The organism is Bradyrhizobium sp. BRP56, assembly GCF_020194035.1.
Taxonomy (GTDB): Bacteria; Pseudomonadota; Alphaproteobacteria; order Rhizobiales; family Xanthobacteraceae; genus Bradyrhizobium; species Bradyrhizobium australafricanum.
This window is the reverse complement of sequence record NZ_JADYVV010000063.1, coordinates 1-20,045: the sequence shown is the minus strand read 5'-3', so window position 1 is coordinate 20,045 and position 20,045 is coordinate 1. Positions and strand designations below refer to the sequence as shown.

Annotated in this window: 17 protein-coding genes; 8 read left to right on the top strand and 9 right to left on the bottom strand. The window is 63.5% G+C overall.

Annotation, left to right across the window (positions count from 1 at the left end; all coding sequences use genetic code 11):
* The gene (asnB, locus tag I6F38_RS33215) at positions 1–1,935 is read right to left on the bottom strand and encodes an asparagine synthase (glutamine-hydrolyzing) (RefSeq protein WP_172647627.1); all 1,935 of its coding nucleotides are present in this window, start codon (positions 1,933–1,935) and stop codon (positions 1–3) included.
* A 433-nt stretch (positions 1,936–2,368) separates the two neighbouring features.
* Between asnB and I6F38_RS33210 the strand changes: the two genes are divergently transcribed.
* The 5 genes from I6F38_RS33210 to I6F38_RS33190 all read left to right on the top strand — a co-directional run bounded on the left by I6F38_RS33210 (position 2,369) and on the right by I6F38_RS33190 (position 7,565).
* A complete protein-coding gene (locus I6F38_RS33210; RefSeq protein WP_172647628.1) occupies positions 2,369–3,658 on the top strand; it encodes a nucleotide sugar dehydrogenase in 1,290 nt (429 codons plus the stop codon).
* Between the two features lie 19 nt (positions 3,659–3,677).
* Positions 3,678–4,694 (top strand): NAD-dependent epimerase, encoded by a 1,017-nt coding sequence (locus I6F38_RS33205; protein WP_172649140.1) that lies wholly within the window; start codon positions 3,678–3,680, stop codon positions 4,692–4,694.
* Between the two features lie 229 nt (positions 4,695–4,923).
* Entirely contained in the window at positions 4,924–5,985 is a 1,062-nt protein-coding gene (locus I6F38_RS33200; RefSeq protein ID WP_172647629.1) for a Gfo/Idh/MocA family oxidoreductase, read from the top strand.
* Positions 5,982–6,449: an acyltransferase gene (locus I6F38_RS33195; protein ID WP_172647630.1), complete on the top strand. Its 468-nt coding sequence runs from the start codon at positions 5,982–5,984 to the stop codon at positions 6,447–6,449. Before I6F38_RS33200 ends, I6F38_RS33195 begins: the two co-directional genes overlap by 4 nt.
* A gap of 18 nt (positions 6,450–6,467) precedes the next feature.
* Entirely contained in the window at positions 6,468–7,565 is a 1,098-nt protein-coding gene (locus I6F38_RS33190; RefSeq protein ID WP_172647631.1) for a DegT/DnrJ/EryC1/StrS family aminotransferase, read from the top strand.
* Between the two features lie 35 nt (positions 7,566–7,600).
* On the opposite strand, the gene I6F38_RS33185 is transcribed toward I6F38_RS33190, so the two are convergent.
* The gene (locus I6F38_RS33185) at positions 7,601–8,131 is read right to left on the bottom strand and encodes an HAD family hydrolase (protein ID WP_172647632.1); all 531 of its coding nucleotides are present in this window, start codon (positions 8,129–8,131) and stop codon (positions 7,601–7,603) included.
* 104 nt (positions 8,132–8,235) lie between these two features.
* Positions 8,236–9,459, bottom strand: a complete 1,224-nt coding sequence (locus tag I6F38_RS33180) for an AMP-binding protein (RefSeq protein WP_225163383.1) — start codon at positions 9,457–9,459, stop codon at positions 8,236–8,238.
* A gap of 95 nt (positions 9,460–9,554) precedes the next feature.
* Here I6F38_RS33180 and I6F38_RS33175 point away from each other — a divergent pair, with 95 nt between their 5' ends.
* The gene (locus I6F38_RS33175) at positions 9,555–10,706 is read left to right on the top strand and encodes an AGE family epimerase/isomerase (protein ID WP_172647634.1); all 1,152 of its coding nucleotides are present in this window, start codon (positions 9,555–9,557) and stop codon (positions 10,704–10,706) included.
* Between the two features lie 64 nt (positions 10,707–10,770).
* Here I6F38_RS33175 and I6F38_RS33170 read toward each other — a convergent pair whose 3' ends face one another.
* From I6F38_RS33170 to I6F38_RS33145, 6 genes are all read right to left on the bottom strand, one after another.
* A complete protein-coding gene (locus I6F38_RS33170; RefSeq protein ID WP_172647635.1) occupies positions 10,771–11,610 on the bottom strand; it encodes an ABC transporter ATP-binding protein in 840 nt (279 codons plus the stop codon).
* 167 nt (positions 11,611–11,777) lie between these two features.
* Positions 11,778–13,061 carry an ABC transporter substrate-binding protein gene (locus I6F38_RS33165; protein WP_172647636.1) on the bottom strand — a complete coding sequence of 428 codons (1,284 nt, stop codon included), beginning with the start codon at positions 13,059–13,061 and terminating at the stop codon, positions 11,778–11,780.
* 60 nt (positions 13,062–13,121) lie between these two features.
* Positions 13,122–14,195 (bottom strand): branched-chain amino acid ABC transporter permease, encoded by a 1,074-nt coding sequence (locus I6F38_RS33160; protein ID WP_225163382.1) that lies wholly within the window; start codon positions 14,193–14,195, stop codon positions 13,122–13,124.
* A gap of 3 nt (positions 14,196–14,198) precedes the next feature.
* Positions 14,199–15,092 carry a branched-chain amino acid ABC transporter permease gene (locus I6F38_RS33155; protein WP_028343071.1) on the bottom strand — a complete coding sequence of 298 codons (894 nt, stop codon included), beginning with the start codon at positions 15,090–15,092 and terminating at the stop codon, positions 14,199–14,201.
* Positions 15,093–15,309: 217 nt separating this feature from the next.
* Positions 15,310–17,238: a long-chain fatty acid--CoA ligase gene (locus I6F38_RS33150; protein ID WP_172647637.1), complete on the bottom strand. Its 1,929-nt coding sequence runs from the start codon at positions 17,236–17,238 to the stop codon at positions 15,310–15,312.
* Positions 17,235–18,056: an ABC transporter ATP-binding protein gene (locus I6F38_RS33145; RefSeq protein WP_016847995.1), complete on the bottom strand. Its 822-nt coding sequence runs from the start codon at positions 18,054–18,056 to the stop codon at positions 17,235–17,237. The genes I6F38_RS33150 and I6F38_RS33145 overlap by 4 nt, the downstream gene beginning before the upstream one ends.
* Positions 18,057–18,455: 399 nt before the next feature.
* On the opposite strand from I6F38_RS33145, the gene I6F38_RS33140 reads away from it, so the two are divergent.
* Together I6F38_RS33140 and gmd are read left to right on the top strand one after the other, a co-directional pair.
* The gene (locus I6F38_RS33140) at positions 18,456–19,130 is read left to right on the top strand and encodes a Crp/Fnr family transcriptional regulator (RefSeq protein WP_028343069.1); all 675 of its coding nucleotides are present in this window, start codon (positions 18,456–18,458) and stop codon (positions 19,128–19,130) included.
* A 140-nt stretch (positions 19,131–19,270) separates the two neighbouring features.
* On the top strand, positions 19,271–20,045 hold a 775-nt coding region (gene gmd, locus I6F38_RS33135), incomplete at its 3' end, for a GDP-mannose 4,6-dehydratase (RefSeq protein WP_225163381.1).

Sequence of the window (20,045 nt, the reverse complement as noted above, 5' to 3'; positions counted from 1 at the left end):
CTATCCCCACCGTTCACGCCAGGCTTCGAACATCAAGACGTCCCAGAGCGCGTATTGCCAGTTGCGCTTGCGCGACAGATGCTCGGTCCAGTGCCGGCGAATGAGCGCGACGTCGAAGAGATCCGTCTCCCGCAACCGCTTCTCGGAAAGCAGATTTTCTGCCCACTGCCGCAACGGCCCGCGCAGCCATTCGTCGAGTGGAACAGAAAAGCCCATCTTTGGACGTTCGACGAGATTTCTCGGGACGTGACGGTACAGAACCTGACGTAACAGCCATTTGCTGACGCCGCGCCGGATCTTGACGGAGTGCGGGAGCCGCCAGGCCATTTCGACAACGCGGTGATCGAGCAGCGGCACTCTCGCTTCAAGAGCGACCGCCATGCTCGCACGATCGACCTTCGTCAGGATATCGTCGGGAAGATAGGTCACCGAGTCGAGGAATTGCATTCGATCGAGCAAGTTCGGAAAGTCGGTCCGTACGGAATTATCCCACAAGACCCCACGGGCTTCCCCCACGCCGGGCGCGATGCTATCCGGGTCCCAATGGCTAATCAGCTTTCTGTACAGCTCATCGGCATCGTTCAACCCGAGCACGTTCGCGAATTTATGAATCTTGTCGCCCGGCAGTCGTGGATAGCTGTGCTCCGGAAGGTAGTCGAAAATCGCGTTCCATCGCTCCGAGCTTACCGAAGTCAGGCCCGCTGCGAGTGCCTTTCGCGCGGGAGTCGGCACCAGCGAAAGCATCCTCCAGGAACGCCGGGTCAGCTGATATCGATTGTAGCCCGAGAAGAGTTCGTCGCCGCCATCGCCCGAAAGTGCGACAGTGACGTGCTTGCGTGTCATCGCCGAAACCAGGTAGGTCGGAATCTGTGACGAGTCAGCGAACGGCTCGTCGAAGATTTCGGAAAGCTTCGGTACGACCTCGAGCGCTTGCTGCGAGGTTGCGATGAGTTCGGTGTGCTCGGTTCCGAGATGTCTGGCGATTGCGGCGGCGTGGGGAGCCTCGTTGAAAGCCTTCTGCTCAAAGCCGATCGAAAACGTTTTGACCGGTCCGACATTTGCGGCCTTCATCAACGCGACGACGGTCGATGAATCGACGCCGCCGGAGAGGAAGGCCCCGAGCGGCACATCCGCCATCGTTCGCTTGCGGACGGCGTCCACAAGAAGCGTCTCAAGCTGTTCGACCAGCGAGGCCTCGTTTCCAGTGAGCGGATTGCTCAGCCCGTCGAGAGCCACCTGCCGGGCATCCCAGAATTTCTCGGTTTGCGGTTCGCGACCGACCTCCAGCGTCAGAATGCTTCCCGGCTCGAGTTTGTGGACATCCCGATAGATCGTGTGGGGAGCGGGGATGTAATTATGGCGCATGAACGAGGCGACCGCCGCAGGTTCGATCCGAGGCGTCCATCCCGGATGCTGGCGGAGCGCCTTGAGCTCCGAGCCGAACATGAACAGTCCGCCGATCTTGGCCCAATAGATCGGCTTGATACCGAGACGATCGCGAATGAGTTTCAGGGTTCGCCGTTGCCTGTCCCAGATCGCGATCGCAAACATTCCAATCAGTCGGTCGGCCGTCACGCGGATTCCGTATCGGGCAAACGATTCGAGCAGGACCTCGGTGTCCGAGTGTCCGCGAAAGCGATGACCGGTCGCTTCGATCTCGGCCCGGATCGGAAGGTGGCTGTAGACCTCGCCATTGTAGACGATCACGAAGCGGCCGTCGGCCGAGTGCATCGGCTGGTGCCCGGCGGGCGAAAGATCCACGATCGACAGGCGGCGGTGAACGAGCGCGATGCCAGCTTCGGCATCGACCCACACGCCGTGATCGTCGGGCCCGCGATGTTCCAGGCTGACGTCCATGGCGTCAGCGATGGATTTCAGCTGGTCAATCGATGTCCGACGGCTGGGGTCCGCGAGAAATCCGGCGATTCCGCACATCGTGGCCTACAGGAAGTCTTGCAAATCGGTCGGTGGGCAGGGACCGAGCCCGGGCGATTGCTGTTGCCGCACCATGAGTTCACATCGCATCTGGACCACGGGAATAGGGCGGCAATCGAAGGTTGATGAGCCGGTTCGAGCCCAAACCAATAGCCACGAAGGTGGGAGCCGATCGAACGAAACTGGCGACACCAGGACGGGGGGCGACAGAATTCAATGGCCGACGCATGCGGGTGTGTCGCAGGTGCCTCAAAGGGATGCCAATGGGCCGGAGAGGTTAGTGTACCTTGCTATTCTGTTTGAGTCGCGCTGGCAATAGCATGCTTTTTGCGGCAAAATCCTTGGAATTTTAAGGACTTTCGCTCTTGCGACGCAAGCGGTCGGGCGGCTAAACAACCGGCGTCGATGGTGAGCCTGGGCCGGAACTTTTTTGATGTCACATTCCCGAAAGATTGCAGTTATCGGATTGGGTTATGTCGGGCTTCCCGTTGCGGTTGCCTTCGCGCGCAAGGGGATTCCCGTCGTTGGTTTTGACGTCGACACGAGCCGTGTCGCCGAGCTCAGCGAAGGGTTTGACCGGACGCGTGAAGTCGACGCCGACGATCTTCGCCATGGTTCCCTGACCTTCAGCGTGGATCCGGCGGCGATCCGTGGCTCGGATTTTTTCATCGTCACCGTGCCGACGCCAATCGACGATGCGAACCGGCCGGATCTGGGGGCGATGATTGCCGCGTCGCGCACGGTCGGAAGTGTACTCAAGAAGGGCGACATCATCGTCTACGAATCGACGGTTTATCCTGGCGCGATCGAAGAGGAATGTATCCCCATCCTGGCGAAGGTATCGGATTTGAAACCGGGGGTGGACTTCGCGGTCGGGTACTCTCCCGAACGGATCAATCCCGGCGACAAGCTGCACCGCTTCGAGACCATCATGAAGGTCGTCTCGGCTCAGGATCCAAAAACGCTCGATATCGTCGCCGATGTTTATGGGTCCGTCGTGACCGCTGGTATCCATCGCGCACCTTCCATCAAGGTGGCCGAGGCTGCCAAGGTCATCGAGAACACGCAGCGCGATCTCAACATCGCGTTCATGAACGAGCTGTCGCTGATCTTTCAGGTGCTGAATATCGACACCGGCGACGTTTTGGCCGCCGCGGGCACCAAATGGAATTTTCTGCCGTTTCAGCCTGGCCTCGTCGGTGGCCACTGCATCGGCGTCGACCCCTACTATCTGACTTTCCGTGCCGAGCGAGCGGGCTACCATCCGGAGGTTATCCTGGCCGGTCGCCGGATCAATGATGGCATGGGTCAGCGCATTGCCCGCGAATGTGTTCGAATGCTGCTTCGCGGGAAGGGAAGGGGAGGCAGAAGCACTGTCACGGTGCTTGGCCTGACCTTCAAGGAGAACGTTCCGGACACGCGCAACTCCCGCGTGGTCGACATCATCCGCGAGCTCGAGACATTTGGTATTCATGTGCAGGTGCATGACCCTCTCGCGAACGCGGAGGATGCAAGGCACGAATACGGGCTGACGCTGACTGATCTGGATGCCTTGGGTCCGGCTGATGCGGTGATCCTGGCTGTGGCACATGATAGTTATCTCGCGGGTGGCTGGCCGCTCTTTCAGCGCCTATTGGATGGCGGCACGGGCCTCATTCTGGATGTCAAAGCGAAGCTCGACCGTAGCGTAGCTCCCGCCGGCATCGAGCTCTGGCGGCTATAGAACAATGGCTGAGAAAGCGATGTCGCACGATACACCACTGGTCACTGGAGCTGCCGGGTTCATTGGCTTTCATGTTGCCCAGCGCCTCTTGGCGGCGGGCCGCAAGGTCGTTGGCCTGGACATCGTCAACGACTATTACGATCCTCAACTGAAGGAAGCGCGTCTCGAGATCCTGAAGCGCGACCCGAACTTCACTTTTGTGAAGCTCGATTTGACTGATCGCGCGGGTATCAAGTCGCTCTTTGCCGCGTATCGTTTTCCTGTCGTTGTCCACCTCGCCGCCCAGGCCGGCGTGCGCTACTCGCTGGAGCATCCACATGCCTATGTGGATGCAAACCTGGAGGGCTTCATCAATATTCTTGAAGGATGTCGCCACAACGGGTGCGGACACTTGCTGTTTGCATCATCGTCATCGGTCTACGGCAGCAATACAAAACTGCCCTTCTCGGTGCATGACAATGTCGACCATCCGATCAGCCTGTACGCCGCGTCAAAGAAGGCCAATGAGTTGATGGCGCACTCGTACAGCCATCTGTACGGCATCCCTGCTACCGGCCTGCGTTTCTTCACGGTCTATGGTCCGTGGGGCCGCCCGGACATGGCCATGTTCATTTTCGCGAAAGCGATTTTGAGTGAAACGCCGATCAAATTGTTCAACAACGGTGATATGCGCCGTGACTTCACGTTTGTTGACGATATCGCCGAAGCGATCATCCGCCTCTTGGAGCGGCCACCTCAGGGGCAATCAATCCCCCCCACAGCCGCGCCCGATCCTTCGAGCAGCAGGGCGCCCTGGAAGATCTACAATATTGGCAACAATAACCCCGAGGAGCTCTTGCACGTCGTCTCTCTGCTGGAGAAGGAGCTCGGCCGGAAAGCAATCAGGGAACTGCTTCCGATGCAGCCCGGCGATGTGCCGGCGACCTATGCAGACATTGAAGATCTGGCGCGGGACATCGGATTTCGGCCTGCGACCAGCATCGAGGATGGGATCGCGCGATTTATCAAGTGGTACCGCGAGTACCACAAGGTTTGATAGGGAGCCGACATTCGGGGGTCGGTGCGGATCGGGCTTGCTCCCCACTGCCCGGCGACGAACATGGCGGAATCGGCGTGCCGTCCGCCACCTAATCGGCGCATGGCCTTGCTTTATCCCGGGTTTTCTGGGTAATGGAACGCTACCGTGCGGCTCGCAAGGCCGCTTGTTCCCTCGGCTCTTCGGCTGGTTGCACTGGCCAGCCACGAGACAAGACAGGGCCTGTTGCATGATCAGATTTGGCCTCCTCGGGTGCGGGCGTATCGCCAAGCGTCACTCGGATCTCCTAGGTGGCAATCACATCGAAGGAGCGAGCCTGGTCGCGGTCTGCGATCCGATCCGCGGGCGCGCCGATGCGGTTGCCGGGAAGTTCGGCGTTGCGGCCCATTACGACATGGACGAATTCCTGGCGCGGAAGGACATCGATGCCATCGCCGTGCTGACGCCGAGCGGTCAGCACCCCGCGCATGTGATCGCCTGCGCGAGGGCCGGCAAGCACGTCGTGGTCGAGAAGCCGATGGCGCTGCGTCTGCAGGACGCCGACGACATGATCCGGGCCTGCGACGAGGCCGGCGTCAAGATGTTCATTGTCAAGCAGAACCGCTTCAACGTGCCTGTGGTCAAGGCGCGCGAGGCGCTCGACGCCGGCCGCTTCGGCAAGCTCATCCTGGGGACGGTCCGGGTGCGCTGGTGCCGCGACCAGGCCTATTACGACCAGGACGATTGGCGCGGCACCTGGGCCTATGACGGCGGCGTGCTGACCAATCAGGCGAGCCACCATGTCGACATGCTGGAGTGGTTCTTCGGCGACGTGGTGAGCGTGCATGCGCGCGCGGCAACGGCGCTGGCCAATATCGAAACCGAGGATACGGCCGTCGCAACGCTGAAGTTCCGCAACGGCGCGCTCGGGATCATCGAGGCGACCACCGCAGCGCGCCCGACCGATCTCGAGGGCTCGCTCTCGATCCTGGGTGAGAAGGGCACGGTCGAGATTTCGGGCTTCGCGGTCAACCAGATCCGGCACTGGCGCTTTGTCGACGAGCTGCCGTCGGACAAGGACGTCGTGGAGAAGTTCTCGGTCAACCCGCCCAACGTCTACGGCTTCGGCCATCAGGCCTATTATCACCATGTGGTCGATTGCCTGGAGAACCAGCGCGCCGCGCTGGTCGACGGGCTCGAGGGCCGCAAGAGCCTGGAGCTGATCTCGGCCCTCTACGAGTCGATCGAGACCGGCGAGGAAGTCGCGCTGCGCTTCACGCCACGGTTGAGCCGGCTGGGCGTCGTTTCGTGAACCGGCCGGAGGTACATCAGGCCAGCGTGCGCGATGTCGCGTTCGGCGAACGCGTCAAGATCGTCGAGCCCTGCAACCTCTATGGCTGCAAGCTCGGCGACGACTGCTTCGTCGGGCCCTTCACCGAAATCCAGAAGGGCGTGATCGTCGGGGCGCGCACCCGCGTGCAGTCGCATGCCTTCGTCTGCGAGCTCGTCACCATCGGCGAGGATTGTTTCGTCGGACACGGTGTGATGTTCGTCAACGACACGTTCTCCACCGGCGGCCCGGCGCGTGGACGCAAGGAGCTGTGGCGCGAGACGGTGATCGGCAACCGGGTGTCGATCGGCTCCAACGCGACGATCATGCCGGTCAGGATCGTCGACGACGTCGTCATCGGCGCCGGATCGGTGGTGACCAAGGACATCACGACATCAGGCACCTATGCCGGCAATCCGGCGCGCCGGCTGCTGACGAGCCAATAGGGCAATAGGGGAATATCGATGGCGGTGCCGTATGCCGACCTGCAACTGCAATACCAGTCCATCAAGGGCGAGATCGACGCTGCGATCGCCGGCGTGATCCGCGACAACGCCTTCATTCGCGGCAGCTATGTCGACGCCTTCGAGCGCGAATTTGCGGCGGCGGCCGAGGTCGCTCATTGCGTGTCCTGCGCCAATGGCACCGACGCGCTTTACCTCGCCATGCGGGCGCTGAAGGTGGAGCCGGGTGACGAGGTGATCACGACGGCGCATTCCTGGATCTCGACCGCGGCGATGGTCACCCATTCCGGTGCCACCATCGTATTCTGCGACACCGACGAGGCGACGTTCACGATCGATCCGGCGGCCATCGAGGCCGCGATCACGCCGCGCACGGTCGGCATCATTCCGGTGCATCTGTACGGCCAGCCCGCGGATATGGACGCGATCATGGCGATCGCGCAGAAGCACAAGCTGTGGGTGATCGAGGATTGCGCCCAGGCCCATCTGGCGCGCTACAAGGGCCGCATGGTCGGTACGTTCGGCGCGGCCGCGACCTATTCATTCTATCCCGGCAAGAATCTCGGCGCGATGGGCGATGCCGGCGCGGTCGTCACCAGCGACGCGGCGCTCGCCGAGCAGATGGCCATGCTGGCGCGCCATGGTGGACTGGTGAAGCACCAGCACCACATCGAAGGCATCAACAGCCGGCTCGACGGCATGCAGGCGGCGATCCTCTCCGCCAAGCTGCCGCATCTTGCCGCCTGGACCGAGGCCCGGCAGGCCGCGGCCGAGGTCTATGATGCCGGCCTCAACCAGATCGAGGATGTCGTGGTGCCCGAGGTCGCGCCGGCACGTAGCCACGTCTATCACCTCTACACGATCAGGCATCCGCGCCGTGACGCGCTCGCCGCCCATCTCAACGCCAACGGCGTGCAGACCGCCATCAACTATCCCACCGCGCTGCCGTTCCTGCCGGCCTATGCGCGGTTCGATCACCGGCCCGAGCAGTTCCCCAACGCGCATCGCGATCAGGGCCGGATTCTCTCGCTGCCGATGTTCGCCGAGATCACCCGCCAGCAGCAGGACGAGGTGATCGACCTGATCCGGAAGTTCTGATCGCGAGCGCTGCTTCGCGCCTGACGCTGTGGTCTTCAGCTCCCGAGCAGCAGAGGCCTCAGAAACAGCTCCAGATTGGAGCCTGAGAACAGGTAGCCCTTCAGCCCGGCCGCATGTGCCGCCTCGAGATCCGTCGGCTGATCGCCGACCAGAAAGCTGCGTTCGACGTCGACCGGAAAGCGTTCCAGCAGGTCATTGATCATGCCCGGCGACGGTTTGCGCCGGTGGCTGACCTGCCGATATCGTTCAACCGTCCCTTCAGGATGGAACGGGCAGTATTCGAAGGCGTCGATATGCGCGCCGATCCTGCCAAGCTCATCGGCCATCCAGTCGTGAAGCTGCCGGACGTGCGTCTCCTCGTAGAGACCCCTCGCGACGCCTGACTGGTTGGTCACGACAAACGCAAAATAGCCCATGTCGTTGACGGCCTTGACCGCCTCGCGCGCGCCGTCGATCCAGACCAGCCTGTGGCTTTCGAACAGGTAACCGATGTCCTGGTTCAGGACGCCGTCCCGATCGAAGAACACGGCCGGCTTTCGCGGTTGATCTCCGGAAGCGCTGCTCATGAGGTGATGATCCGTTCGTCTCCACGAGGCATGAGCTAGCTCAATATTTCACAACGCCGCGCGCGACAAATCTGGACCGATCACGCCCCGTGTGGTCTCGACGGTTATCGCTCGTCCGCAATCACCTTGCCGTCGTTCGGCAGCGAGCCGGTGCCGACGAGTTCGACGGTGCCGCCGAGTTTTGTTACCGCACGCAGCGTCGCTGCAACTTCGCTCAACAGGGCATCCGGCGCCCAGGCACATTCGGCTCTCAGCGTCATCGCGTCGGCCTCGCCGGCGCGCGTGACGACGAGGCGCAGCCGTCCAAGCTCGGGATGGCGCTTGCCGATCTCCGCGATCTGCTCGGGGCGCACGAACATCCCCTTCACCTTGGTCGTCTGGTCGGCACGGCCCATCCAGCCCTTGATTCGCATGTTGGTGCGCCCGCACCGGCTTGCGCCGGGCAGGGCGGCGGTCAGGTCGCCGAGCGCGAGGCGAATCCAGGGATGGTGCGGATCGAGCGAGGTCACCACGATCTCGCCGACGTCACCCGGCGCAACGGGATCGCCGGTGCCGGGCTTGACGATCTCCAGGATCAGGTCCTCGTTGACCGTCATTCCCTCGCGCGCCGCCGTCTCGAACGCGATCAGGCCGAGATCGGCGGTGCCGAAGGCCTGGTAAGCCTCGACGCCACGCGACTTCATCTCCTCCTGCAGCGATTTCGGAAATGCCGCGCCCGAGACCAGCGCGCGCTTGATCGAGGATACGTCGCGGCCGGCGGTGGCGGCAGCGTCGAGCAGGATCTTCAGGAAGTCCGGGGTGCCGCTATAGCCGACCGGGCGATACGCCTCGATCAGCTCGAATTGCTGTTCGGTATTGCCGGGGCCCGCCGGGATGACCGCACAGCCGAGCGCCCGCGCCGAGGCGTCGAAGATGAAGCCGCCGGGGGTGAGGTGATAGCTGAAGGTGTTCAGCACCACATCCCCCTCGCGAAAGCCCGCCGCGAACAGCGCCCGGGCGCCGCGCCAGGGGTCCGCCTGACGGCCCTCGGGCTCGAAGATCGGACCGGGCGAGGTGAATAGCCGGGCGAACGAGCCGGGCGTGTCGGCCACGAAGCCGCCGAACGGCGGGGCGGCCTTGTGCAGGGCCGGCAGTTCTGACTTGCGCAGCACCGGCAGCCCCGCCAGCGCCTCCCGGCTGGTGATGGAGGCGGGATCGGTGCCCCTCAGCAAATTGGCATAGGCAGGCGCCGCCATCGCCTTGCGCAGCACCTCGGGCAGCCGGGCGAACAACGCGGCCTCGCGCTCGGCCGGATCGCGCGTTTCAAGGGCGTCGTAATGGTCGGTCATGGCAGGTCCTTGAGAGGATGTGCGCGGGTTGCGTGCCGGTCCGCCCGTGCTATCAGACGGTGACCGCTGACATTGGGACGGTTCCAGGAAGCACGATGGCTGAGGTAGAGAGCGTTGCGGCGGATCGGGCCGCCGACGTCGTCGCGAGGCTGAAGCGCCGAATCGTCGACCAGGCCCTGCCGCTGTGGTCGACCGCAGGCTGGGACAGCACCGCCGGCGGCTTTGTCGACCGGCTGCACCAGGACGGGACAGCCGACCGCGCCGCCCCGCGCCGGATCATGGTGCAGGCGCGCCAGATCTATTGCTACGCCAAGGCGGCCCAGCTCGGCTGGTATCCGGAAGGACGCGCGATCGCGCTGAAGGGGCTGGACTACCTGCTGGCCAAGGCCAAGGCGCCGGACGGCCGGCCCGGCTTCGTCTACAGCCTGACCGCGGAGGGCGGCGTGCACGATGCGCTGCGCGACACCTACGGCCACGCCTTCGTGCTGCTTGCGCTCGCGACCGTCTACGGCCTCGACCAGGACGCCCAGATCCGCGCCGAGATCGACGCGCTGCTGTCGTTCCTCGATACCCAGCTGCGCTCGCCCCATGGCGGCTTCCACGAAGGCCTGCCGCCCTCGATGCCGCGCCGGCAGAACCCGCAGATGCATCTGTTCGAGGCGATGATCGCCTGCTTCGACGCGACCCACGATTTGTCGTTCCAGAACCGCGCCGGCGATTTCTTCGCGCTGTTCCTCGCCAGCCTCTACGACAAGCAGACGCGAACCCTCGGCGAATATTTCGAGGAGGACTGGTCGAAGATCCCGCCGGTCAGCGTCGAGCCCGGGCACCTCGCGGAATGGGTCTGGTTGCTGAAGGGATTTGAGCGCATCACCGGCTGCCCGACCGGGCGTCCGCGCGGCGAGCTGCTGGCATCGGCGCTGCGCTATCGCGACGCGGCCACCGGCTGCCTGGTCGACGAGGGCGACGCCGAGGGCAACATCCGCCGCCACACACGGCGGCTGTGGCCGCAGAGCGAGCTGGCGAAGGCGTGGATCGCGCAGGCCGAGTCGGGCGAAGCCGGCGCGGCGGACGAGGCGCGTGCGGCGCTGCTGCTGCTCGAGCGGCACTATCTCGGCCATGCCGTGGCCGGCGGCTGGTACGATCAGTTCGACCGCGACGGCAATTCGCTGGTCGCCACGATCCCGGCGTCGTCGTTCTATCATGTGCTTTGCGCGGTCACTGAAGCCGAGCAGGTGCTCGGATAGAACCGCCTTCCTGGTCTGACGCGTTTTCTGCACACGCAACTCCGCCTGAAAACGCTCGATATCCTCACAGCCAGCGCTTGCGCCGCTTGAAGCTCTTCAGGTTCTTGAAGCTCTTGCGCTGGTCGCCGGCGCCGCCGAGGTAGAATTCCTTGACGTCCTCATTGTCGCGCAGCTCGTCGGCGGAGCCGTCGAGCACGACCTTGCCCTGTTCCATGATGTAGCCATGGCTCGCGACCGAGAGCGCGGCGCGCGCATTCTGCTCGACCAGGAGGATCGTGACGCCGAGGTCGCGGTTGATCTCCTTGATGATCGCGAACACTTCCTTGACGAGCAGCGGTGACAACCCCATCGACGGCTCGTCCATCAGGATCATCTTCGGGCGGGCCATCAGTGCGCGGCCGATCGCGAGCATCTGCTGCTCGCCGCCGGAGAGATAGCCGGCGAGGCCGGTGCGTTCCTTCAGGCGCGGGAAATATTTGAACACCAAGTCGATGTCATCGGAGACCTCGCCGTCGCGCCGGGTGAAGGCACCGAGCCGCAGGTTCTCCAGCGACGTCATGTCGGCGACGATGCGGCGGCCTTCCATGACCTGGAAGATGCCGCGGCGGACGATCTTGTCCGGATCGATGCCGTTGATGCGCTGGCCCTCGAACAGGATCTCGCCGCGGGTGACCTCGCCGTCCTCCGTCTTGAGCAGGCCGGAGATCGCCTTCAGCGTGGTCGACTTGCCGGCGCCGTTGGCGCCGAGCAGCGCCACGATCGCGCCCTTCGGCACCTCGAGGCTGAGGCCGCGCAGCACCAGGATGACGTCGTCATAGACGACCTCGATGTTGTTGATGCTGAGCAGCGGCGGCGGCGGGACTGCCGTCGGTCCCGGGCGGGTGGCTTCGAGGGTTTCGTTCATGGCCTGTGTTACCCTTCGATGTCATTGCCGGGCATAGCCGTCCGAAGGACGGCGTCGCTTCCGCTCGCCTATGACCCGGCAATCCATCGCTCGGAATACGTCTTCGCTTGATGGATGCGCGGGTCGAGCCCGCGCATGACGATTTGTGGACGTGATCGGCTCCTGCCTCACCACCCAAACCATTCCGGCTTGCGCGGCAGCTCGACGGTCTTCACCTTCTCGAGCTTGATCGTGCCCTTGCCCATCAGGTCGTTGATGTCGCCATCGGTCGCGCCCGAGATCTTCGAGCGATACAGGTCGACCTTCGTGGTCGGGCGGTGATCCTTTTCGGTCCAGGTCGATGGATTGCAGACGCCGTCCATGCCGGCCGGCACCCAATCCTTCTTCTGGTAGAAGCCCTTGGCGACGTTCTCGCCGGTGGCGCCGCCGTTCTTGGCGGCCCAGTCGAGCGCTTCCTTCAGATAGAGCGCGCTGCAGACCGCGGCGATGTAGTGCACCGGCCGATAGACCTTGCCGGACGGGTCGGACATCTTGGAGATTTCCATCACCGTCTTCATGCCGGGCGCGTTGCCGCCCCAGCTCACCGCCGTGCGGAGCGGGAAGATCACGCCGTCGGCTGCATCGCCGGCGGTCTTGGCCGCATTCTCGTCCATGCCCCAGACATTGCCGAGGAACTGGACATCGACGCCGGCGGTCTTGCAGGCCTTCAGCACCGAGATGTTCGAGGCCGCCGTGTTGCCGAGATAGGCATAATTTGCGCCCGAGCTTTTCAGGCTGAGACACTGCGCCGAGTAGTCGCCGGGCGACAGCGCGAACACCAGCGGCGGCAGCACCTCGAAGCCGAGCTCGGTCGCCAGCGCCTCACCGGCCGCCTTCGGCGCGTTCGGATACGGATGGTTGGCGCCCATGTGGACGAATTTCGGCTTGCCGGGCTTGCCCTTGGCCTTCCAGTCTTCGGCGGCCCAGGTCAGCATCGCGCGCATCGAGTCCGAATAGCTCGGACCGTAGAAGAAATTGTACGGTGCGGGCTTGGCCTTGCCGCTGGTGCCTTCCGGATCGGTCAGCGCGGCGGCGTAGGAGCCGGAGATGTCTGGGATCTTGTCCTGCGCCAGGAAACCGGTGAGGGCCTCGGTATCCGCCGTGCCCCAGCCCATGATCGCCGCGACCTTGCCGTCGGGCGCCGACCATTTCTTGTACAGCGCGATGGCGCGCGGCACCTGGTATCCGTAGTCGTTGCTGTCGACATTGAGCTGCTTGCCGCCGATGCCGCCGTTCTTGTTGACCCAGGCGAAGGTGTCCGCGACGCCCTGGCCATAGGGGGTGCCGACGTCGGACGTGCCGCCCGAGAGGTCCTGCAGATGGCCGATGGCGATCTGCGCCTGCGCGGTGGTGGCCGCGCTGCCGATCAGCAGCGCAAGGGAGACCGAGCTCAAAAGGGATCTAATCGTCATTTTTTCTTTCCTCCTGCTTATTCGTTGAACCGAATTTTGAGTTGCGTTCCGTGCTTTGCGTCAATGCGAGAACGGGTAGAGCTTCCAGTAAGCCTTGATCTGCCGCCAGCGATGCGCGAGGCCGTCCGGCTCGAACATCAAGAAGCCGATGATGATCAGGCCGATCGCGATCTCGCGCAGGAAGGTGATGTTGTTGTTGAGCTGCAGCGCCTTGTCGATGACGCCGCCCTTCAGCCAGGCGCTCAGCCATTCCATCGATTCCGGCAGCAGCACCACGAAGGCCGTGCCCATCAGCGTGCCCATCACCGAGCCCGTGCCGCCGATGATGACCATGGCGAGGAACAGCACCGAGCGCTCGATGCCAAAGCCTTCCTGAGAGACGACGAGCTGATAGTGCGCGTAGAGCGCGCCGGCGATGCCGGCAAAGAAGGCGGCAAGCCCGAACGACAGCGTGCGGTACTTGGTCAGGTTGATGCCCATGATCTCGGCCGAGAGATAGTGATCGCGGATCGCGACCAGCGCGCGGCCGTCGCGGGTGCGCATCAGATTGGTGACAAGCAAATAGCTGATCACCATGTAGGCGAGCACGACGTAGAAATACTGCCGGTCACCACGCAGGGTGTAGCCGAAGATCGAGAACGGGTTGGCGCTGGCCGGCACCGAGCCGCCCGAGAACCATTCGGCGCGCGAGAAAAAGTCGAGCAGGATGTACTGTGCGGCGAGCGTCGCGATCACGAGATAGAGCCCCTTCAGCCGCGCCGCCGGCACGCCGAAGATCAGGCCGACCAGCGCCGTGACGACGCCGGCGAGGGGGATGGCGAAGAACACCGGGATCGGCGCGTTGTTGGAGATGTAGGCCGAGGTGAAGGCGCCGAACAGGAAGAAGGCGGCGTGGCCGATCGATATCTGGCCGGTGAAGCCGACCAGGACGTTGAGGCCGAGGGCCGCGATCGCGAAGATGCCGATCTGGATCGCGATCGAGAGCAGGTAGTTGGACAGCAGCATCGGCGCGAAGCAGGCGAGCACGATGCCGAGGATCGCGAAATTGCGGCTGGTCGCGGTCGGGAAGATAGTGGTGTCGGCCGCGTAGCTGGTGCGGAAATCGCCCGAGGGGATGAGTGTGCTTGTCGCCATTGATCAGACCCGCTCAATATCCTTGGTGCCGAACAGGCCGTACGGCTTGATCATCAGGATGATGATCAGGACGTAGAACGGCGCGATCTCATAGAGATTGCCCCAGTGCAAATACTGGCTGTCGACATACTGGGCGACGTTTTCCAATAGCCCGATGATGATGCCGCCGAGCACGGCGCCGCCGACCGAGTCGAGCCCGCCCAGGATCGCAGCCGGAAACACCTTGATGCCGTAGGCGGAGAGGCCGGACGACACGCCGTTGACCACGGCGACCACGACGCCGGCGACCGCCGAGACGGTGGCCGAGATCGCCCACGCCATCGCGAACACGTTCTTGACGGAAATGCCGAGCGACTGCGCGACCTGCTGGTTGAAGGCGGTGGCGCGCATCGCAAGGCCATATTTGGAGGCGCGGAAGAACCAGGCCATGCCGACCATCATGGCGAGCGAGACCACGAGGCTCATGACATAGACGGTCTGGATCTGCAGCCCGAACAGGCTGACCGACTGGCTCTGGAATACGCGCGGGAACGGCTGCGGGTTGACGCCGAAGATCCACTTCAGAGCGGCCTGGAACACCGTCGACAGGCCGATCGTCACCATGATCACGGAGATGATCGGCTCGCCGATCATCGGACGCAGGATCACGACCTGGATCGCAATGCCGAAGATGAACATGAAGACCAGCGTGATCGGCATGCCAACCCAGAACGGCACCTGATACTTCGTCAGCAGCGCCCAGCACACCCAGGCGCCGACCAGCAGCAATTCGCCCTGCGCGAAGTTCACGACCTGCGTCGCCTTGTAGATCAGCACGAACGACATCGCGACCACGCCGTAAAGCGTGCCGACCACGAGACCGTTGACGATCAGCTGGATCAGGAACTGGGTGTTCATGGGGTGCGGTCGCTCCGAACTGCGGCGCCAGCACCCTCTCCCCTTGTGGGAGAGGGTGGCTTCGCAAAGCGAAGCCGGGTGAGGGGTTGACTCCGCATCGGGATCGTGGAGAGGGTACCCCTCATCCAAGCGAGTTCGTGTCGACTAGCGGTGTCGCCCTCTCCCACAAGGGGAGAGGGCACATTCATGAGCACCGCGCCCTGGTCGCGCAATACAGTCATTCCGCGGCCTCCGCGAGCACGGCGCGGCCGAGGTCGACGACCTCGAGCGTGGTGCGGACGCGCTGCGTCGAGCCGTCCTGGAAGCGAATCACGGTGTCGACGGGGATCCTGGCCTTGCCGCGGTAGATCGCATCGATGATGTCGGCGTATTTCTCGTTGATGACGCCGCGGCGGACCTTGCGGGTTCGGGTCAGTTCGCCGTCATCGGCATCGAGCTCCTTGTAGAGCAGCAGGAAGCGCGAGATGCGTTGCGCCGGCGGCAGGGTGGCATTGACCGTCTCGACCTCTTTCTTGAGCAGCGCATAGACCTCGGGCCGCGAGGACAGGTCGGTGTAGGTCGTGAACGAGATCCGGTTCTTCTCCGCCCATTTCGAGATGATCGAGTAGCGGATGCAGATCATCGCGGCGAGCGCGTCGCGGCCGGCGCCGAGCACGACCGCTTCGGCGACATAGGGCGAGAACTTCAGCTTGTTCTCGATATATTGCGGCGAGAAGCGCTCGCCGCGCGAGGTCTCGGCGAGATCCTTGATGCGGTCGATCACGACAAGCTGCCGGTTGTCGTTGTAGTAGCCGGCATCGCCCGAATGCATCCAGCCGTCCTTGATATCGGCGACCGAGGCTTCGGGATTCTTGTAATAGCCGTGGAACATGTTGGGATGCCGCACCACGATCTCGCCGACGCCGTTGACGTCGGCATTGTCGATGCGGATCTCGATGTCGTCAGCCATCGGCACGCCGGTGGTGTCGGGATCGACCTTGCCTTCGGGATGCAGCGTGTAGGCGCCGAGCAGCTCGGTCTGGCCGTACAGCGTGCGCAGCGGCACGCCCATCGCCTGGAAAAACTTGAAGGTATCCGGCCCGAGCGCCGCGCCGCCGGTCGCCGCCGAGCGCAGCCGCGTGAAGCCGAGCCGGTCGCGCAGCGCGCGGAACAGCACCTGGTCTGCGAAAACAGAACGCTTGCCCTCGGCAAGCGCCGCCAGCCCGGTCTTCATGCCGAGGTCATAGAGCCGCTGCTTGAACGGCGAGGCGTCCATCACCCCGGCGCGGACGTCGGCCGCGATCGATTCCCAGACCCGCGGCGCGAACAGCACGAAGGTCGGCGCGATCTCGCGGAAGTCGTGCATCATGGTGTCGGGCTCTTCGACGAAGTTGACCTTCATCCGGGAGAGCAGCCCTTTGCCCAGCGCGTAGATCTGTTCCATGATCCAGGGCAGCGGCAGCACCGAAACATATTCGTCGTCCGGCCCCTTCGGATCGAAGGCGAGATAGGTCGCGCAGTGCCGCAGCACGCGCCCGGCCGAGAGCATCGCAAGCTTCGGATTGGCCGTCGTGCCCGAGGTGGTGCAGAGGATCGCGACGTCCTCACCCTTCGTGGCGTCGACCAGCCGTTCGTACAGGCCGGGCTCGCGCGCGGCGCGATCGCGGCCCAGCGCAACGAGCTTGCTCGCCTCCATCAATCGCGGATCGTCGTATTTGCGCATGCCGCGCGGGTCGGAATAGACGATGTGCTTGAGGTGGGGCACGCGATCGGCAAGGCCGAGCAGTTTGTCGACCTGTTCCTCGTCCTCGGCGAAGACCAGCTTGGCCTCGCCATAGGTCAGGAGATAGGCGGCCTCCTCGTCCAGCACGTCGCGGTAGAGGCCGAGGCTCATCGCGCCAATCGCGTGGGCCGCGATCTCGGCGGCGACCCAATCCGGCCGGTTGTCGCCGATAATGCCGATCACGTCGCCGCGGCCAAGTCCGAGCTCGACCATGCCGAGCGCGAAGTCATGAGTACGGGTCTGGTAGTCGTTCCAGGTGAATTCGCGCCACAGCCCGAAATCCTTCTCGCGCAGCGCGATCTCTTGGCCGTGTTCCTTCGCGTTCAGGCGCAGCATCTTGGGAAAGGTGTCGGCCTGCGCGGCGCGACCGGCATAGTCCATCATGCCGCACTCTCCCGCACCGCCGGCTTGTCGTCGGGGTCGACCAGCACTTCGTCTTCCTCGCCGAGATAGGCGCGCTTGACATGGGGATCGGCGAGCACGGTGGCCGGATCGCCCTCGGCGATCTTGCGGCCGAAATCGAGCACCATGACGCGGTGGGAGATGTCCATCACGACGCCCATGTCGTGCTCGATCATCATCACCGTCATGCCGAACTCTTCGTTGAGATCGACGATGTAGCGCGCCATGTCCTCCTTCTCTTCGAAGTTCATGCCGGCCATCGGCTCGTCGAGCAGGATCAGTTGCGGCTCGAGCGCCATCGCGCGGGCGAGCTCGACGCGCTTGCGCAGGCCGTAGGGCAGGGTGCCTGCGGTCGCCTTGCGTACCGACTGCAGATCGAGAAAGTCGATGATCTCCTCGACCTTGCGGCGGTGCTCCAGCTCCTCGCGGCGCGCGCCGGTCAGCCAGTACAGCGATCCCGTGATGAAGTTGTTCTTCAGGAGGTGATGGCGGCCGACCATGATGTTGTCGAGCACGCTCATGTGGTGGAACAGTGCGAGATTCTGGAAGGTCCGGCCGATGCCGAGCCGGGGCCGCGCGTTCGGGTTGAGGCCGGTAATGTCCTGGCCGCGATAGAACAGCTGGCCTTCGGTCGGCCGGTAGCGGCCGGAGATGCAGTTGACGATCGAGGTCTTGCCGGCGCCGTTCGGGCCGATGATGGAGAACAGCTCGCCCTCGTTGACGCCGAAGCTCACTTCGGTCAGCGCGCGGACGCCGCCAAAGCGCAATGAGACTCCGCGCACCTCGAGACTATTAGCCACCCTGTTCCCTCCAGATACGGGCGCTTTGGCGCGCTCTTTATCTTCGCTTCGATCTTACTCTTCGATCTTACATGGGCCGCCGAAGGGAGACCATCCGACTAATGATGCCGGCGTTCGGGAGATCGCTCGCCCCGATCGCCTGCGTCATGCGCGGTAACGCCGCACCCGCCTGCAAGCCCGTCTCTCGCGTCGTCCGCCTTCAGCGATCCATCGAGGAGCTGCGCGACGTTACGCGAGGTGGCTCTGAATACGAGAAAGCGATAGGTTGAATTGTCATGTGCCCGACATTTGGTCAGGAATTTTCGCTGGCATTCCAGGCCCCGGGTCCCTGGCTTCGCGCACGGCGTTGCTGCGGTGCAATATGGTTGCAGTATCTTGGGGTGGGATGCCGTCGCTAGAATGATTGCTGCTGATTACCTGAGGCGCATCGCGGCCTGGTCGCGCGAACTGAGCGAGCAAGAAATCGAAATCGCACGCGCCGGCATTTCCGAGAAATCCTACCGCGCCAACGAATTCATCTTCATGCGCGGCGACAATTTCCAGTACTGGACCGGCATCGTCACCGGGCTGGCGCGCATGGGCATCGTCTCGCGCGGCGGCAAGGCGGCGAGTTTCGCGGGCCTCACCGCAGGCGCGTGGTTCGGCGAGGGGACCGTGCTCAAGAATGAGCCCCGGCGCTACGATGTGGTCGCGCTGCGCGACACGCGCCTTGCGATGATGGATCGCCGGACCTTCGTCTGGCTGTTCGAGAACAGCGTCGGCTTCAACCGATTCCTGGTCGGCTCGCTCAATGAGCGGCTCGGCCAGTTCATCGCGCTGCTCGAATATGGCCGCACGCTGGACGCCACGGCGCGACTGGCGCGCTCGATCGCCTCGCTGTTCAATCCGATTCTCTATCCCGACCTGACGCTGCACCTCGAGATCACCCAGGAGGAGATCGGGGCGCTGTCGGGAATCTCCCGGCAGAATGCCAACCAGTGCCTGAAGCGGCTCGAGCGGGAAGGACTGTTGCGGCTCGAATATGGCGGGGTGACCATCCTGAACCTCGACCGGCTGCGCCACTATGGCGAGTGACGGGTTCCGGGCGCATTGAGCCGTTTTCGCAGTCCTAAAGTCCTGATTTCAAACGATTAAGCTATTAGACTTGGGGCAGGCTGGATGCTACAGACCGGCCTCGTCGGGATCGCGCGGTTTTCGCGCTCTCTGGAGATGACATGGCGGTTAAGGATTCGGCGGCTCAGGACTCAAAGCGGCGCGTTGCGCTGATCACCGGCGTGACCGGGCAGGACGGCGCGTATCTCGCCGAATATCTGCTCGGTCTCGGCTACACCGTGCACGGGATCAAGCGCCGGTCGTCCTCGTTCAACACCGCGCGCGTCGACCATCTCTACCAGGACCCGCATGCCGGCAACGTGCCGTTCCTGATGCACTACGGCGACATGACGGATTCGACCAATCTGATCCGCCTGGTGCAGCAGATCCGGCCGACCGAGATCTACAATCTCGCCGCCCAGAGCCACGTCCAGGTCAGTTTCGAGAGCCCGGAATACACCGCCAACGCCGACGCGATCGGCGTGCTGCGGCTCTTGGAGGCGATCCGCATCCTCGGCATGGAAAAGGAAACGCGGTTCTACCAGGCCTCGACCTCGGAGCTTTACGGGCTCGTGCAAGAGGTGCCGCAGAAGGAGACCACGCCATTCTATCCGCGTTCGCCCTATGGCGTGGCCAAGCTCTACGGCTACTGGATCACGGTGAACTACCGTGAGGCCTATGGCATGTTCGCGAGCAACGGCATCCTGTTCAACCATGAGAGCCCGATCCGCGGCGAGACCTTCGTGACGCGCAAGATCACACGCGCCGTCGCCCGCATCGAGGTCGGCCTCGAGAACAAGCTCTATCTCGGCAATCTCGACGCCAAGCGCGACTGGGGCCACGCCCGCGACTATGTCGAGGGCATGCACAGGATCCTGCAGGTGGACGAGCCCGGCG